The organism is Paenibacillus sp. FSL R7-0210, from assembly GCF_038009085.1.
Taxonomy (GTDB): Bacteria; Bacillota; Bacilli; order Paenibacillales; family Paenibacillaceae; genus Paenibacillus_AQ; species Paenibacillus_AQ silagei.
Genome location: NZ_JBBPAR010000001.1, coordinates 4,756,382 through 4,771,108, shown reverse-complemented (window position 1 = coordinate 4,771,108; position 14,727 = coordinate 4,756,382). Strand labels below are relative to the sequence as shown.

Here is a 14,727-nt window from a genome sequence, read left to right as displayed (position 1 = left end):
AGTTCTCCTTGCTGACCGGTTTCATTGTACATGTGCGGGAGGTGTCGCCAAGTTGCCTGGAATCATAAGCACGATTGCGCTGCTGATCAAAGAACTGACGCTGCTGGTATCTTACGTAAGGAACAACGCTTTTCCCCAGCCTCTATCGGAGCAGGATGAGAGCAAATACTTAGGCATGATGGCCGAGGGAGATGCCAAGGCACGGAACCTGCTGATTGAGCACAACCTGCGGCTGGTTGCCCATATAGTGAAGAAATTCGACAACACCGGCGAAGACATGGAGGACCTCATCTCCATCGGCACCATCGGACTGATCAAGGCCATCGAGAGTTACCGCCCGAACAAGGGCACGAAGCTGGCTACTTTTGCGGCTAGATGTATAGAGAATGAAATCTTGATGCACTTACGCTCGCTGAAAAAAACCCGCAAAGACGTATCCCTCCACGATCCGATCGGAACGGATAAGGAAGGCAACGAGATCACCCTGATCGATATCCTCGGTTCTGAGGCGGATGATGTAATTAAGGAAGTAGATCTGAAGATTGAGAAAAGCAAGATTTATCGGAATCTGGATATCCTGGATGACCGGGAGAAGGAAGTTGTGGTCGGGCGGTTTGGGCTTGATACAGGTGGGGAAGAGCGGACGCAGCGGGAGATAGCGAAGGAGCTGGGGATCTCGCGGAGTTATGTGTCGCGGATTGAGAAAAGAGCGCTGATGAAGCTGTATCATGAGTTTTATAAGGTAAAGCGGTGAGCAACATGTGAATAACTAAAATTAATATTCTTTGAAATAAATTGTATAGTGAGCGACTTGTCTACGGATGAGTTGCTTTTTTATTCTTGCTATAGGAAATGGAATTTAGAAAATACTATTTCATTAGTAGAGAAGAGCAATTGAATGACATACAAAGATATATATGGTCTCCATATTCAGTTACTACAATCATATGAGAAATATAACAAAGATATACGAGAAGGGCGGAAAACATTAAATGTGTAGTATTCTTAAACATCTATATAAGTTGAATCAAAGTTCTTAGCAAACCTTGACAAGGAAAAACGAACCATTTGTCGAATAAGAAACAAATCTAAAAAACGGACAAGTGGGGAACGTCATGGACAAGCATACCGAACTGGAAAAAGTAACTAACAGTCACTATGGAAGGGCAAGGCACAACATTCCCCACGGTCGGCACATATGATTACGATGATGGAGCATGGATATCTGTATCGACTCAGGACACAGTGCCAGGCTTTTAATTTGAAAAATGTGAAGATGGACAGTGACAAGGTAGCGATTGCATATTTCAAGCAAATGGCACCGCAGCCTGTGGAATACACATTGACCGTCGATCAAGTTGGTACGGGAACAGTAGCCCCTTATGCTGCTGTGACTTTGACAAAATTCCTGAGTTTGAAACGTTAAACCTGACTGCTAGTCCCTCGCTAGGATACAAATTCGAGAAATGGATGATCAACGGTATTGAGATGGGAAGCCCGACTATTAGCGTATTTATGGATCGGGACATGGACGCTATTGCATACTTCTCTCCTATCTCTGTTATGCCGAAGCAATTTGAACTGGTCGTAGAGGTCGTAGGTCAAGGCAAAATCGATGTTACAAACGATCAAACAACTGTCGTATATCAAGATGTGCAGGGAACAGTCGGACAATTTAATGAGGGCAGCAAGGTAGATGCAGTAATGAGTCCAGGTCAGGGGTATGCCTTCTCAAAATGGGTGCTAAATGATCTAGAAGTATCCGACCAGTCGCTTCAATTCATCATGGATGAGGATAAGCTCGTACAAGCTTATTTCGAACCTGTCATTGTTCATCCCGATCCGAAAGGCTCGATAACGGTCGAGTTTGTTGATCAAGATACGAACAGTAAAGTTAAAGCGGATGTCACACTAACTGACTTGCCATTAGGAAACCAATCGTATACAGCGGACTCGATAATCGGGATATACAAGTTAATCGGTGATGCGGTCAAACAAGTGGTGCTGTCAGCCACAGAGCCGTTCAAAAGGTTGCCCTTTTTTTATAAACAGGAAGCCGTTATTCCGACACCGACACCATCGCCAAATCCAGAGCCAGAAGTACCAGAAGTTCCACGGAGTCCAGAGCCTACACCAACGCCCGAGCCAAGTCCTGAACCAAGTCCCAAGCCAACACCAAGCCAGAAATACTAGTCAAACCAGAAACACCACAGAGTTCAGAGCCAACGACGAAGCCTGAACCAACACCAGAGCCAGTACCGACTCCCGAAAATAAACCTACTCATTCTTTGACTCGTTCGGTGATAAGATTGATGCCGGAATTGGAGTAGACATTGACTCGAATACCGATTTTGGTCGAAGAGCATCTTTTGACGAGCCAGAGATACCCAATGACCATTTCAGTCCTGCAGATGCTGAGCCTGAACAGCCAGTAGCTGCCATCGCAGTCGATTCATCAACCAGCGAAGACCTCCCCGCGGCAGAGTCAGACCATAAGGAACCTGTTGGAGTAAGCATCTACACAGATGAAGAGCCAGAAGAAAAAAAAGATTTCGAAGCCAAGGAGACCGTAGCCGAGAGCAGCGCAAAGCTATTTGCCGAGACGAGAGTGGTAATGGAAGCAATTGAATATACAGCACCTCTTCCGGACAATATCGCAGAATCGCCATTAGAGCAACCCGATATGTTGGATGAAGTTGAAGCTTCTCCGTTGTTGCCTGTTATCGAGCAATTAGAAGCCGAATATATCGATCAGACCGCAGCGATCAAAGAGAAAGTTGTTGAGGTAGACAAAGTAACGACCGCTGACCGAGCTGGTAAAGCGGTGAACTGGACAATTCAGACCTTTGTTGTAGCACCAGTAAAGGGGTTATTCAAAGCCCTGCATAATGGGGTCATCAGTCTCTTTGGATTCTTCGGCAGTATCCTGAAATTCCTCGTGATCAGCGCGGTTGCAACGGTAGGACTCTACATCGTAATGGCACATTACTCGGATACTGGTCTTTCGGCGTATGAAATGGCGATGCAGCATTATGAAGCGGTAAAGGGAGTTGTAGTGAAACTCTATAAGGACATATCCTCTGAGGTCAGAGGTGAGGGAGTGGAAGTAACATCCATATCAAATAAATAGCTTGACATTGTACTCAAAGGGGTTACTCTTTTAGTATAAAATTGTAAGGAGTTGGATTTGAATGAGTAGAACCACGATAATCCCATTAATCCCAGGGCAGATTGATATTGTCACTTCGAAAGGGGAATACAACTTTCAAGAGGTATTGGACGATTTCCCCAATGCAGAGAGAATATTCGTAACAACATACAACATTTCAGCACGTCGTAAGGAACTGCTTCGTGCACTTGAAGATGCGACTTCCCATGCCGAGGTTCGTATCATTACGAATATCCCTGACCGATATGAGAGGTACTATGGAGACGCACCACGTGAACGTGCATCAGAAAGTATTGATCGCTATACACAACGCCTTGATCCATCGAACATTGATAACTTAGCTACATCCTTCAATTTCAGTAATCATTCCAAAGTGATTATGACGGATAATATCGCTTATATTGGTTCGGCCAACTATTCCGAAGAGAGCAAACAAAGCAGGGAAACGGGGTTCTTTGTCCGAGGACAGGATTTGGTAAGTATTATCAGAGAGAGTATTGTCCCTATCTTAATCAATGAAGGTATTCCTTACTTCGGAAGCATGTTGGATGATAAGAAAATCCTCCTTTCTTCCTGTTGTCAAGGTTAGAGGGGGCAGCTGCTGTTATTCGTGACGGACTTTTTACGTTTGTAGGTTATCCATATGAGGATCAGGAAATCTACAACATTCACGATCCTTATTTGAAGGTAAGCGATTTAGCGAGTTTACTAGATGTGCTTGATGAAATCGAAGGTGAACTCGATAATGAGTTCCGAGAGGTCGCAGGTTTGGAAAACGTAGCGAATCTTGTTGACATGGATTCTATTACTTCAATCCGTGATCTTTGTGATTATGGTAAACCAATCTATGAACTTGCTGAATTTGATACAGTTGAGTATGCGTCCGATTTACTATCTGAGCAGATGGTTCATAACGAAGACATGAATGATGTTTCACAAGATGCAGTAGATAAGGCTGCTGAACGTCGATATGACTTAGCTGAAGTAGCAGAAGATCCAGTAAACGAGCTATATAACTATTTGGAACAAGTGAAAAATTCATTCCATGCAGCTGTAAACGAAATAAATCGGCTTGAGGATCAGCAGGCAAAAATCGATAATACCAGCCATTATTATAAGCTTAAGACTTAGCTCAAGGGGGCTAATCGGAATGAAAGCATCACCAAAACTCTATCAAGCAATTCTTTGTTGTACTAGAAATGTAAACTACATTATTAGCATGGAGGTATGTTGAATGCCACTAGTTGCAACTTCTAAACTTGCACCACCACAAGATTGGAAAGAATTTGAGTCACTGACTCGTGATGCGTTAAGTGAAAAGTGGAGTTCTCCTGACTTAGAAATGAACGGGAGGCAAGGACAAGACCAAGCTGGCGTTGATATATTCGGAGAAAACCATAAAGGTGAGTTTGTTGGAGTTCAATGTAAGAATACAGAAAACTTGAACCTTCAAACAATAATTGATGAAGCACAAAAGGCAGAATCCTTTAAACCTGCTATTAATGCTTATTACGTTGCCACTACAGGTAAAAGGGATAGTGTATTACAAGAGTCAGTACGATTAGAGAATATAAAAAGAAAAGCGTCTGGAACGTTTAGTATTCAAATATTATTTTGGGATGACATTCAATCAGAGTTAGCTAAAAACACTATGCTCTTTCAAAAATACTACAGTCAATTTATGACACAGCTACCTCAAGAATCGATTGTAAAAGGAAATCGGATGGTAAGTGCGCTTGATCTTGGGTTCTATGGATTGAATGTTAGGGGTATAATGGGGATTTCATTTGGATTGTTTGGTTGTACCGATAAAGATATTAGGGAGTTTTACTCGATGCTTGAATTAATAGAGGAAGCTCTTTCAGTGATTGCAAATACGGAACAGCTACCGAAAAGAATTGAGGCTCTTAATAATTTCAAGAAAGAAATTAATGCCATAGTTGATGGGAAGATTAAAAAGTGGAAAGAAGCTAACGAGTTGGCTGAGGTCTTAGAAGATTCAATTAGAAATTTGACAAGATGGTTAGAGCCGAATGAGGTTAAAATTTTCGGAATAGGTGCTCAGATGGGGACTTGGGATTATTACACTTATTATCATTATGAATCTTATAGTAGGGAAGGTCTTGATAAACTTTCTAAGCGAATCAACGATTTACTACAGCTAGAAAAATTACCGGATGAAATCGAAAATTATATTCATGACTATCTTGATCCAGATAGTGAAATAGGCAAGGTGAGTAATGCACCAACAAGAACGTTTAATTGGGTAAGACAACATTACATGACTACTTGATCTGTATTATATTGTTATTTACTCTATGGGGGTTACTTTGAATATTATTTTAATGAAGCTTTTCGATGGCTACGTTCGCAACTATCATACATACTTTATTTATAGTGGGTGTAAATTGAGACACGATCCTTAATGGGATAAGATAAGAGAAATGTAGGTTCCTTACTGAAAGAGGTGTGCGGCAAAATGGATGATTTAGAATTCTATGAGCAGTGTATTCAGCGATATGCAGAAAGCCAAAGATTGGACTTAGCCGGAGCAGCGGCTTTTTTACAAGACAAGTTGCAGAACGAAACCGATAGTATAACACGGTTGATTTCGGTAAGAAAGCAGATGCTTACGCCGGAAGACCATAATTTGGTTCATCTAGTTGGTAATAATTTTCCTACTCTAATTGGTGATGATAATTCTGCACTTACCAGTATATTAGGAGAGATTTTTAAGGCTAGTCGCATTTATCATCAAGTTAAATCTTTTGAGGAGTATAATCCCTCACAGCCAATTTTTCAGGCGCACCCAGAGCTTTATGATAAGCTCAGAAAGAAGTCGAACGGAAATCCTGATCTAGAGTTAATTCGATTAGATGCAGTTGGATATAAACCGATTCCCGATTTACCAAAACACAGAACTTGTAAGTACAAAGACTCTTTTCTTCTTATTGATAGATACCTCAACTCAATGGTTCCTTCTTATTTAATACATAAATATGGCACCAAAAAATTATACATTCGAGTCGATCCACACATTGTATCTAAAAAGGCACCGCCACTATCATTAGAAGAAGAGTTTATTCAACCCCCTAACCCGTATTGGATCGAACGATTAATAATTCATCCTGATCAACATGAAGGTAGCGAGTTGTTTTTACCAGAATATACTGCTGAAGATATACAAGGAGATGAATGGAAACGAAAGCAGTGGTGGGAATACCAAATTGATGGCATTCGTAAATTACAAATTGTAGCCACGATGAAGAATGAAGGCAACCAGAAACATTTCAGCATGTCACTAGAGGAACTTTCCGAAGAATCAATTGGTGACGGGATGCTGATTGGAAGAATGATTCACTTGGATGCAATGGATTCGTATGACACACCATTCGATCAGGTGAGACTTAATCATTTGGATCTTGCGATTAACATTTATACAGGGGACAGTATCGAAGAGCGAATGAATTCTACCTTGACCAAAGGCAAGCGAATTACAGACGCGAATTATCGCACTCATCTGATTCGAGCTGACGACATTATGTTCTCCGACCTGCTCGTGATAACCCAAATCTTTTTTCAATCAAAGACAATGGTTAAGGAATGGATTGATAGTCAGTTTCAGTTCCGTTCCGAGTAATGCTTACAAGGTGCAGGGAAAATCTGCACCTCTTTTCTTGTTTGCGTGCCCAGAGGCACGCATTACCTAGTTGGTGAAAGTCCAACCAAAGGAGGGACCAAGCCACCTTTGTAGCTAGGATGCTTGCGCATGGCGAAATCTGTGTGTAAAAGCGCATCGACAAAAGTACCAGTCAGAGACTGGGCGAGCAACAATCCAGGCCGCAACATGAAGTGAATCTTGCCGCGTCGTCAAAAAGGCCCTGCGAAGGGGAAGAGAGGATGCCGAGTCTCGAAACAATAGACGAAGGCCAAGGAAACTGTTCAGAACTTGGAACAGCAGTGAAGAATCCTCCGGCGTATAGGGAACGGCATGGATTGAAAGATAATGCAGTGAACTGGGGAGACCCTCCCCACACGGGAGAAAAAAATTTTTTTTAAGGAACCCGTAGAGAGACGCTCTATAAGTCCAGAAGACGAAGTGAACCGTCTGTGGGAAGGGAGTCCGAGGGGCTTATAGTACCGAAGAACCTAAGGACAACATAACCTTAGGGAGGGAAGGAGCCCTGCTTTGTTTACGCTTTTGGAGGAGGTACGAGTGAGTGAATGCCAAACGGCTAACGACACCCAAGGAAAAAGTTCAAGAACTCCAAGAAAAGCTAGGTCATGCGGCCAAGGAGAACAACAAGCGTAAATTCCACGCCTTGTATGACAAAGTCTACCGGTGGGATGTGCTGTGCGAAGCCTGGAGACGGGTGAAAGCGAATAAGGGAGCTGCGGGAGTAGATGCCGTAACGCTCGCTGAAATCGAGAAACAGGGAGTGACGAGATTTCTCAAAAGATGTGAGCGAGAACTGAAAGCAGGCAGCTACCATCCGCAGCCGGTACGGCGGCACTATATCCCGAAGAAAGACGGGAAGCCAAGACCGCTAGGCATCCCCACCGTGCGTGACCGAGTAGTGCAGATGGCAACCAAGCTGGTGATTGAACCCATCTTTGAAGCCGATTTTAAAGAAGTCTCCTACGGATTTCGTCCGAAGCGAAGTGCGAAAGGAGCGCTGGAACGAATCCGGAAAGCCTGCAACCGCAAAGAAAATTGGGTAGTCGACGTCGATATCCAAGGCTACTTCGACAACATTAATCAGGAGAAGCTCATGAAATGGGTACAAATGCGTATCAATGACAGGCGAATCCTGAAATTAATACGGAAGTGGCTTCATGCGGGAGTGATGGAAGAAGGAAACCTACGGCGCTCCGATCTAGGTACACCCCAAGGTGGCGTCATCTCGCCACTGTTGGCGAATAGATATTTGAACTACTTTGACCGGTTATGGGAGAAACACGGAAGTAGGTTGGGAGAACTGACGAGGTATGCAGACGACTTTGTCGTGGTCTGTAAAACCAAAAAGGATGCAGAACATGCATATGAACTCATCCGCAACATTATGGAATGTCTAGAACTCACGCTACATCCGACCAAAACCCGCATTGTAGGTCTGTGGACAGGAGACGAAGGCTTCGACTTCTTAGGAATGCACCACCGAAAAACGAAAGCAGAAACTTCTCAAGGGAAGTTGTACTATACCACCCAGCAGTGGCTAACGAAGAAGGCAGAGGAACGCATCCGAGGCGTGGTCAAAGACCGATTAGCACCGCCTGGCATGCGCTGGAAATCGTTTGAGGAACACGTGGAATGGCTCAATCCAAAGATACAGGGATGGAGAAATTATTACTACACGAACTACAGCCAAAAGAGGTTAGCGAAGCTGGATTGGTATATTTTGCAGCGATTCACCCGGTGGTATGCAAAGAAGAGAAATCGGAGGAGATGGATGAGTTCATTCCCGGAGGTCAAGTATATGGCCAATAAGTGTGGACTAAAAACGCTATTGTAATCTGCATGCCCATGAATGACAAACATCGGAAAGCCGTATGAGGGAAAACCTCACGTACGGTTTGATGAGGAGGGGCTGGGTCATACCAGCCCTTTACTCTAGATGACTTGTGTACTGTGTTTAATCCTAATCCTAGACTCACATAGTTCAATCACAACTGTGAATCACATATCTCCAATTACTTATGCAAATGCTTCCAGTTCAGTATAATGAGCTTATGCCAATATTCTAAGGTGGTTATCCGAATGAAAGCATCGCAGGAATTTATCAAGCAATTGGAGCTATTATATGAGCAGTATGAGCAAGAAGTAACGGAGAAGCTGAAGGCGGGTCAACTTGAACCTAGCGCGGCTAAGACGTACCTACGTCATTCATCTACATTTGTCAGATGGTGTCGGAATGACTTTGAGACAGGGGTAAGAAAAGCAGGCAGGGGTTAAACTCAAAAGAACAGGGGCGGTGTTATAAGAGTCACCATCCCTGTTCTTTTAATTTATAAAGTTGATTACAGCTTTTCGTACATTTGCTGATTCTGCGGCGTTTTCCCTAATATCTTAAGGGAATTGCTTGCATGCTTCTCAGCGTAGTTTAGGAACATGGAGCCAAGCTTAGTACGATTACCCTTTGCGATCCGGTTCCACTCAAAGCCCCGAAACAGATCTTTGACAAGGAAGACCTCACCTTGAACCAGACTTGGAACAGTTGCTTTGGCAATGTTCATCAAGTCTTCCAAAGAAGTGTTCTTATCGATTAGCATTTTACATCCTCCGTTCTGTTCGAGATTTTCTCGTAGTAGCTAATAGCATATAGCTAGTAGCTATATGCTACACCTGTCATACATATCCGTCAATCCGTTTATCAGGGCATGCTCGATAATTTACTTGCATTAAACCTCCGTCCAAGTTAGAACGGTTACAACCTCAATGGAAGGGGTTATCCCCAAGCTCGTTGAGAACATCGATTCTAATTGGAGGTTAATATGGACCGAAAAGAAGTCGTTAAGGCGCTGAGCGACCATCTAGGAATAGAGCCTAAGTACATGGGAGTTCCGAGCTTCGCTTACCAGATTGAGACTGATACGGAGATTTACTGGATTGACAGAGCGGGTAAAATCACCACATCGAATGGCACGGAGGTTGCTCTTGACAGCTTACTGACCAGTCAGGTTATTGAGAAACAAGAGAAACCTTTAAAATCAGAAGAACCAGTCAGACTAGTCGGACATGTTGATTCAGGTACTCCAGACAAGCCCGCGGCAAACACGAATGTTTCACTGGAAGTAGTTGTCCCGCTGGAAGGTCACACAGGGATAACACTTAGAAATTTGATTAATTTGCTTTACGGCAAACAAGTACTTGTAAAGAGATCGCTTGGTATTGAAGCGAATTTTATCGAAGATAGTTTTGCTAAAGCCATCAATGATGCTAATGTCGATACAATGGAAAAATTCAAGACAGCGATATTTGAAATTGGCAAACAATATTACCCAGGCATCACCTTCAGTTTTGACAGCAGCACGATCAGTTTTGAATTTTTCCCAACTGAACGCACACCCGAGGAGATGCATGTCTATACGCAGCTTGTTGGATTGCTGAACCAGACCGCGATGAATAATGTCTGCAATCGCATCATATGAGTTGCAACTGATAAGAAAAAGGACGATCCGAGGCAGATTGGAAAAAGTTAGAAATGATAAGAAGATTATGCCCATGCGTGTAGCCCCATTTGGTTTTGATAAGTATGAGGAAGGTCAACTAGTAGTAAATGAAACTGAACGTCAGTATGTTCAAATGATTTATGAATGGTATGTACTTGAGAAACTTACTTTGCGTCAAATCGGAGACCGTCTTTACGGTAAAGTTAAACCTAAACGAGCCGAAAGTTCAAACTGGGGAGCATCCAGTATCAGTAAGATCTTGACTTCAGAAATTTATATTGGAAAGTACTATTACAATCGCTGAGAAACTAAGAAGGTTAAAGGCGAACTCACTGATGGAGGTAATCCCAAAAAATCATACACCTTTCGAGACCGTAAGGATTGGTTGACCGTCGATGTTCCCCCGCTTATAGATAGCGAGATGTGGAAACTGGCACAGATGCAACGAGTTCAAAATGATACAAATAAATACGTAGGCAATAAGAAGTATCAGTACTTATTAAAGTCTTTATTGAAATGTGGACATTGCGGAAGAACATATGATGCGACCACTACTAAAGGTGCTAAAGATAAGGAAACCGGTGAGATTGGTAAAAGTCGAAGATATCGTTGCCCTAATACGGTTCCCAAGAAATATGGACCCGAGATTGAAAAATGTATAGCACCTTCTTTTAATGCTGAGCAAATTGAGGACTACATTTGGGGGCAGGTAATCTGAATAATAACTGATCCTGTGAAGTTTGTTAATCAGATCAAGGGTTCCCCCTCCCCCAGAAACACTACACCCCCAACCCGTAACCCCGGGGAGGTACTTCTACTTCTCTTACACAAACTTCTTGACGCTACCCTTGCGGCTTTAAGATATCGGTTAAGTTATATAAAAAACTTATCGAGTATCTATCATGACTGTCCAATAATATCTCAGCAACTATCCGATCAGAGATATCGCTTGTTTTTTACTTGCAAAAAACAGTATGAAGAGCAGAGACAGCCGAATGTACGGTGGTGTGAGAGGAGGGAGGCTCACCGCCTCCTCCTACTCGATTTATAGCATATTCTTGGCGACAAAGCCTATGGCTCCGAAGCGATTCGGAATTGGATCACAGCTAAACAGGCATCCTACACCATCCCGCTTAAAGCGAATAGTCAAAACCCATGGAACGTCGATTGGTATCGGTATAAAGAACGCCACTTAGTGGAGTGCTTTTTCAATAAAATCAAGCACTTTCGCCGTGTGGCTACTCGCTACGATAGACAAGCCAAGTCATTCTTGGCATTTGTATACGTGGCTTCCATTTTTAAATTGACTCAATGAAGAGTTTTCAGACACGACCTAAATGTGAATAGTATAAAAAATTCTTTCTCACAGAAGTAAAAAAGGCTTAAGCTTCCGTTTATCTTAATTAGGAGAGAAAAACTGTGGACATTATTTGTATAAGATTTACATTACTTGAACAAATAACTTCAATAAGTGAATATATGGTTTACTTAAAGTTTTTACCTGAAGAAAAGTGTGAACGTTTAAGTCGATACATTCGTAAAGGGGACTTTCTCCGGTCGCTGGCCGCAGACCTTCTTATCCGTGTACTTCTCGGTAAGCAATTAGGTTTGAAAAATTCAGATATTCAAATTGAATCAAATGCTTATGGTAAGCCATATTTAGCGACATATCCGGTAGAATTCAATGTGTCTCATTCTGGAGAATGGGTTGTAGCTGTAGTTGGTCAAAGTCCTGTCGGTATAGACGTGGAGAAGATTCAACCAATAGAGATGGATATTGCTAAAAGGTTCTTCGCGGAGAAATAATATAAAGAATTAATTTTAAAGGATGAAAAGGAGAAAATTCAGTATTTTTATGATTTATGGACATTAAAGGAAAGCTATATTAAAGCTTATGGTCAAGGCTTGACCATCCCATTAAATTTAGTATCATTTTCGGTTAACGGTAATGATATTTTATTTGAGAATAGGCACAGCCCTGAGCGTTATTATTTTCGTCAATATCAGGTACATCCTCAGTACAAGTTAGCTGTGTGCAGCTTAAGTGAGGATTTTCCGCCAAAATTCATAATATGGGGTCTTGATCAATTATTAGACGCTGTAAGGCAGTTGGAAGATAGTTCTGGAGAGCATGTTTGAGTAAGGGATGAACAAATATTGATCCAATTTGTCTTATACCTGATGCCCTCACGCCCTGATATGAACAAGGTGGGGGCATCAGGTATTTGTATTATCAATAAAATAACAGGGTTTGGGAAATATGATATTTAGTACATTAAACTTTAAAAAAACAAAGTAATATGAATAATAAGGAAATATTTTGATTAATATGGGGGGGATATTATTAGGGAGGCAAGAGTTTGGAAATTAAATTGTATATGAAGTATCCAATTATTGATTGCTATCCAAATCATGCAAACTTACTATCGATAATCTCACAAAATAAGAATTATTTAGACTGGGTTTTTAATATTTATCTGCAATTATTCGCCGACAAAAATGACTATATAAAAGATATTCTGAGATTAGACTTTTATACAAATGATCATTTCCATTTTTGCTCATGGATTAATCTGCAAAAAGTGTCAAGAAAAATGGTGGATAGGCTTTACAGGTCTTTCACTGATTTTCTTAAAGATATTCTAAAAAGTCTTATGTTTATCTGCTGGTTGATACTTTTTATATTTCGAAATACACCGACACTTTCCAACAAACACATCAGGAACATGATATTTTATCTTTGGAGTAGATACTGACAGAATGGTATTTTATACTGCAGATAACTATGCTAATGGAAGACATAGCTATACAGAAGTTTTGTTTAGCGAATTGAATGCAGCCTACGAAAGTTTTAATATTTTGGATCTTGAAGATTGGTTGGAAGGAATTAAACTTGTCAATTACGAGGTGGAAAACTACTTTGGGATTTAAAGAATGGGAACCGTAGAGAGATATTGTAATCCTAATGATCAATGGATGAGTCATGTAAGTGATATGGGGTTTATATGGGAAAATATCACATTATGGTTAACTTTTTAATGTGTGCCAAAGAGGTTTGGAATAAATGTCCTTTATATGTATTGTGGCAGCACAAAAAAGTTATGTTAATGAGATTAGAATATTTGGAACCAAAAAGAATAGTTACGAATTCCTATATTAGCGATTACTTGGAGATTGAACGTGATTCTCACTTGGTCAGCAAATTATATATTAAGTATATATTTACAAAGAATGAATCGTTAAAGATAAAATAATCAATAACCTACAAAAAATTCAGTCGCACGAAAGGGAAGTACTAGCTAAAGTATTGAATGAATTGATGTGTGAACGCGATATATCTGACATTGCTGCAATACAATAATCATACTGAAGAATTTAATATTGTAAACGCAAACATTGGACTAATAAAGTTGGAACAATTCCCTGCCAGTAAAGCCAATACTCTTAAATTAGTGAAGGTGATCTCCTGTGGGTTGGTACGCATTGTATGTTGAAAGCGGTAAGGAAGAAATAGTAACCGACTATTTAATGAAGCAGCATCCGAGTTACAAGTTTGTCCTGCCTAGACGTTATTTGACGGAAAGGAGAGGCGGAGAAACGGTTGCAACGTTAAAATTATTATTTCCAGGCTATATTTTTGCGAATATCGATTCAGGACTAAACTTCCAGAAGTATTACGACTTAAAAAAAACACCTCATTTATACCGTTTAATTAATTACGATACAGAATATTTAAAGCTAGAGTTAAAAAACGTGAAGAAAGTTAACAAAGAGTACTGTGAAACTTTAAAAAGTGAAGCATTTCAAAATAGTTATTTTAAAGAGGTGGATGAAAAGGATTTATTATTTATAACTAACTTGCTCGATGATGGCCATATTATTCAGCCCTCTAATTTTAGAATTAAAGACGGTATAATAGAAGTGGTTTCCGGGCCTCTGGTAGGAAAAGAATATTTGATAAAAAAGATTGATAAGCGCAAGCACAAGGTGAAAATACATGTCTCATTACTTTACGAAGAAAAGGATTTTTACATAGAAGGTAATTATATAGACAACTAATAAGTGTAGTAGAGTTTTTTGAAGTTTCCCGCAGAATTAACACATTTTAAAAATGTTCCATTTTTGTCGAATTTATCTATTGATATATATATAATTCAAGCTGATAATTTAATAGAAGTCTCTATAAGTTATACGTTGTTTCGGCACGATAACCGCTAATGGAGATCATATATTTATAGTTCCCGTAGTGCAGGTGGATACTTGGATGACATGGTGAAACTATGTCTTTATAAGGCAATCAATTAATAAATGCATCTCTGAAACGAAAAAGGTGAGACACCCAGTGTCTTGTCTTTTTTTTATATTATTATATGTACGGAGGTAGTTAG

At 40.8% G+C, this 14,727-nt stretch carries 15 protein-coding genes; 14 read left to right on the top strand and 1 reads right to left on the bottom strand.

Annotated elements, in window-relative coordinates; translation table 11 throughout:
- Nucleotides 1–52: 52 nt before the first annotated feature.
- From sigK to ltrA, 8 genes are all read left to right on the top strand, one after another.
- Nucleotides 53–754: an RNA polymerase sporulation sigma factor SigK gene (gene sigK / locus MKY64_RS20090; RefSeq protein WP_036691086.1), complete on the top strand. Its 702-nt coding sequence runs from the start codon at nucleotides 53–55 to the stop codon at nucleotides 752–754.
- 548 nt (nucleotides 755–1,302) lie between these two features.
- The gene (locus MKY64_RS20085) at nucleotides 1,303–2,193 is read left to right on the top strand and encodes an InlB B-repeat-containing protein (RefSeq protein ID WP_340958138.1); all 891 of its coding nucleotides are present in this window, start codon (nucleotides 1,303–1,305) and stop codon (nucleotides 2,191–2,193) included.
- A 421-nt stretch (nucleotides 2,194–2,614) separates the two neighbouring features.
- The gene (locus tag MKY64_RS20080) at nucleotides 2,615–3,130 is read left to right on the top strand and encodes a hypothetical protein (protein ID WP_036727767.1); all 516 of its coding nucleotides are present in this window, start codon (nucleotides 2,615–2,617) and stop codon (nucleotides 3,128–3,130) included.
- A 61-nt stretch (nucleotides 3,131–3,191) separates the two neighbouring features.
- The gene (locus MKY64_RS20075) at nucleotides 3,192–3,758 is read left to right on the top strand and encodes a phospholipase D-like domain-containing protein (protein WP_051478203.1); all 567 of its coding nucleotides are present in this window, start codon (nucleotides 3,192–3,194) and stop codon (nucleotides 3,756–3,758) included.
- Entirely contained in the window at nucleotides 3,746–4,300 is a 555-nt protein-coding gene (locus tag MKY64_RS20070) for a hypothetical protein (protein WP_036727769.1), read from the top strand. The genes MKY64_RS20075 and MKY64_RS20070 overlap by 13 nt, the downstream gene beginning before the upstream one ends.
- A gap of 103 nt (nucleotides 4,301–4,403) precedes the next feature.
- Nucleotides 4,404–5,462: a hypothetical protein gene (locus tag MKY64_RS20065; RefSeq protein WP_051478204.1), complete on the top strand. Its 1,059-nt coding sequence runs from the start codon at nucleotides 4,404–4,406 to the stop codon at nucleotides 5,460–5,462.
- Nucleotides 5,463–5,648: 186 nt separating this feature from the next.
- Nucleotides 5,649–6,809, top strand: coding sequence for a hypothetical protein (locus MKY64_RS20060; RefSeq protein ID WP_036727771.1), 1,161 nt, complete (start codon nucleotides 5,649–5,651; stop codon nucleotides 6,807–6,809).
- Between the two features lie 580 nt (nucleotides 6,810–7,389).
- Nucleotides 7,390–8,682, top strand: a complete 1,293-nt coding sequence (gene ltrA, locus MKY64_RS20055; protein ID WP_036727773.1) for a group II intron reverse transcriptase/maturase — start codon at nucleotides 7,390–7,392, stop codon at nucleotides 8,680–8,682.
- Between the two features lie 505 nt (nucleotides 8,683–9,187).
- Here ltrA and MKY64_RS20050 read toward each other — a convergent pair.
- Complete coding sequence (locus MKY64_RS20050; RefSeq protein WP_235191965.1) at nucleotides 9,188–9,439, bottom strand: single-stranded DNA-binding protein; 252 nt, start codon at nucleotides 9,437–9,439, stop codon at nucleotides 9,188–9,190.
- 222 nt (nucleotides 9,440–9,661) lie between these two features.
- Here MKY64_RS20050 and MKY64_RS20045 point away from each other — a divergent pair, with 222 nt between their 5' ends.
- From MKY64_RS20045 to loaP, 6 genes are all read left to right on the top strand, one after another.
- A complete protein-coding gene (locus MKY64_RS20045) occupies nucleotides 9,662–10,318 on the top strand; it encodes a hypothetical protein (RefSeq protein ID WP_051478205.1) in 657 nt (218 codons plus the stop codon).
- Between the two features lie 37 nt (nucleotides 10,319–10,355).
- Nucleotides 10,356–10,643 carry a recombinase family protein gene (locus tag MKY64_RS20040; protein ID WP_162174707.1) on the top strand — a complete coding sequence of 96 codons (288 nt, stop codon included), beginning with the start codon at nucleotides 10,356–10,358 and terminating at the stop codon, nucleotides 10,641–10,643.
- Between the two features lie 117 nt (nucleotides 10,644–10,760).
- Entirely contained in the window at nucleotides 10,761–11,057 is a 297-nt protein-coding gene (locus MKY64_RS33450; RefSeq protein ID WP_445671729.1) for a zinc ribbon domain-containing protein, read from the top strand.
- Between the two features lie 701 nt (nucleotides 11,058–11,758).
- On the top strand, nucleotides 11,759–12,145 hold the full coding sequence (locus MKY64_RS20030) for a 4'-phosphopantetheinyl transferase family protein (RefSeq protein ID WP_051478208.1): 387 nt from the start codon (nucleotides 11,759–11,761) through the stop codon (nucleotides 12,143–12,145).
- A gap of 12 nt (nucleotides 12,146–12,157) precedes the next feature.
- Nucleotides 12,158–12,478: a 4'-phosphopantetheinyl transferase family protein gene (locus MKY64_RS33445; RefSeq protein WP_081751260.1), complete on the top strand. Its 321-nt coding sequence runs from the start codon at nucleotides 12,158–12,160 to the stop codon at nucleotides 12,476–12,478.
- A 1,329-nt stretch (nucleotides 12,479–13,807) separates the two neighbouring features.
- Nucleotides 13,808–14,398: an antiterminator LoaP gene (loaP, locus tag MKY64_RS20025; protein WP_036727781.1), complete on the top strand. Its 591-nt coding sequence runs from the start codon at nucleotides 13,808–13,810 to the stop codon at nucleotides 14,396–14,398.
- Nucleotides 14,399–14,727: the final 329 nt, after the last annotated feature.

What these genes read in the sequence shown, in the direction of transcription:
- MKY64_RS20080 (WP_036727767.1), top strand. Translation starts at nt 2,615, where the DNA reads ATGGAAGCAATTGAATATACAGCACCTCTTCCGGACAATATCGCAGAA.
- MKY64_RS20075 (WP_051478203.1), top strand. Translation starts at nt 3,192, where the DNA reads ATGAGTAGAACCACGATAATCCCATTAATCCCAGGGCAGATTGATATT.
- MKY64_RS20065 (WP_051478204.1), top strand. Translation starts at nt 4,404, where the DNA reads ATGCCACTAGTTGCAACTTCTAAACTTGCACCACCACAAGATTGGAAA.
- MKY64_RS20060 (WP_036727771.1), top strand. Translation starts at nt 5,649, where the DNA reads ATGGATGATTTAGAATTCTATGAGCAGTGTATTCAGCGATATGCAGAA.
- MKY64_RS20050 (WP_235191965.1), bottom strand. Translation starts at nt 9,439, where the DNA reads ATGCTAATCGATAAGAACACTTCTTTGGAAGACTTGATGAACATTGCC.
- MKY64_RS20045 (WP_051478205.1), top strand. Translation starts at nt 9,662, where the DNA reads ATGGACCGAAAAGAAGTCGTTAAGGCGCTGAGCGACCATCTAGGAATA.
- MKY64_RS33450 (WP_445671729.1), top strand. Translation starts at nt 10,761, where the DNA reads ATGTGGAAACTGGCACAGATGCAACGAGTTCAAAATGATACAAATAAA.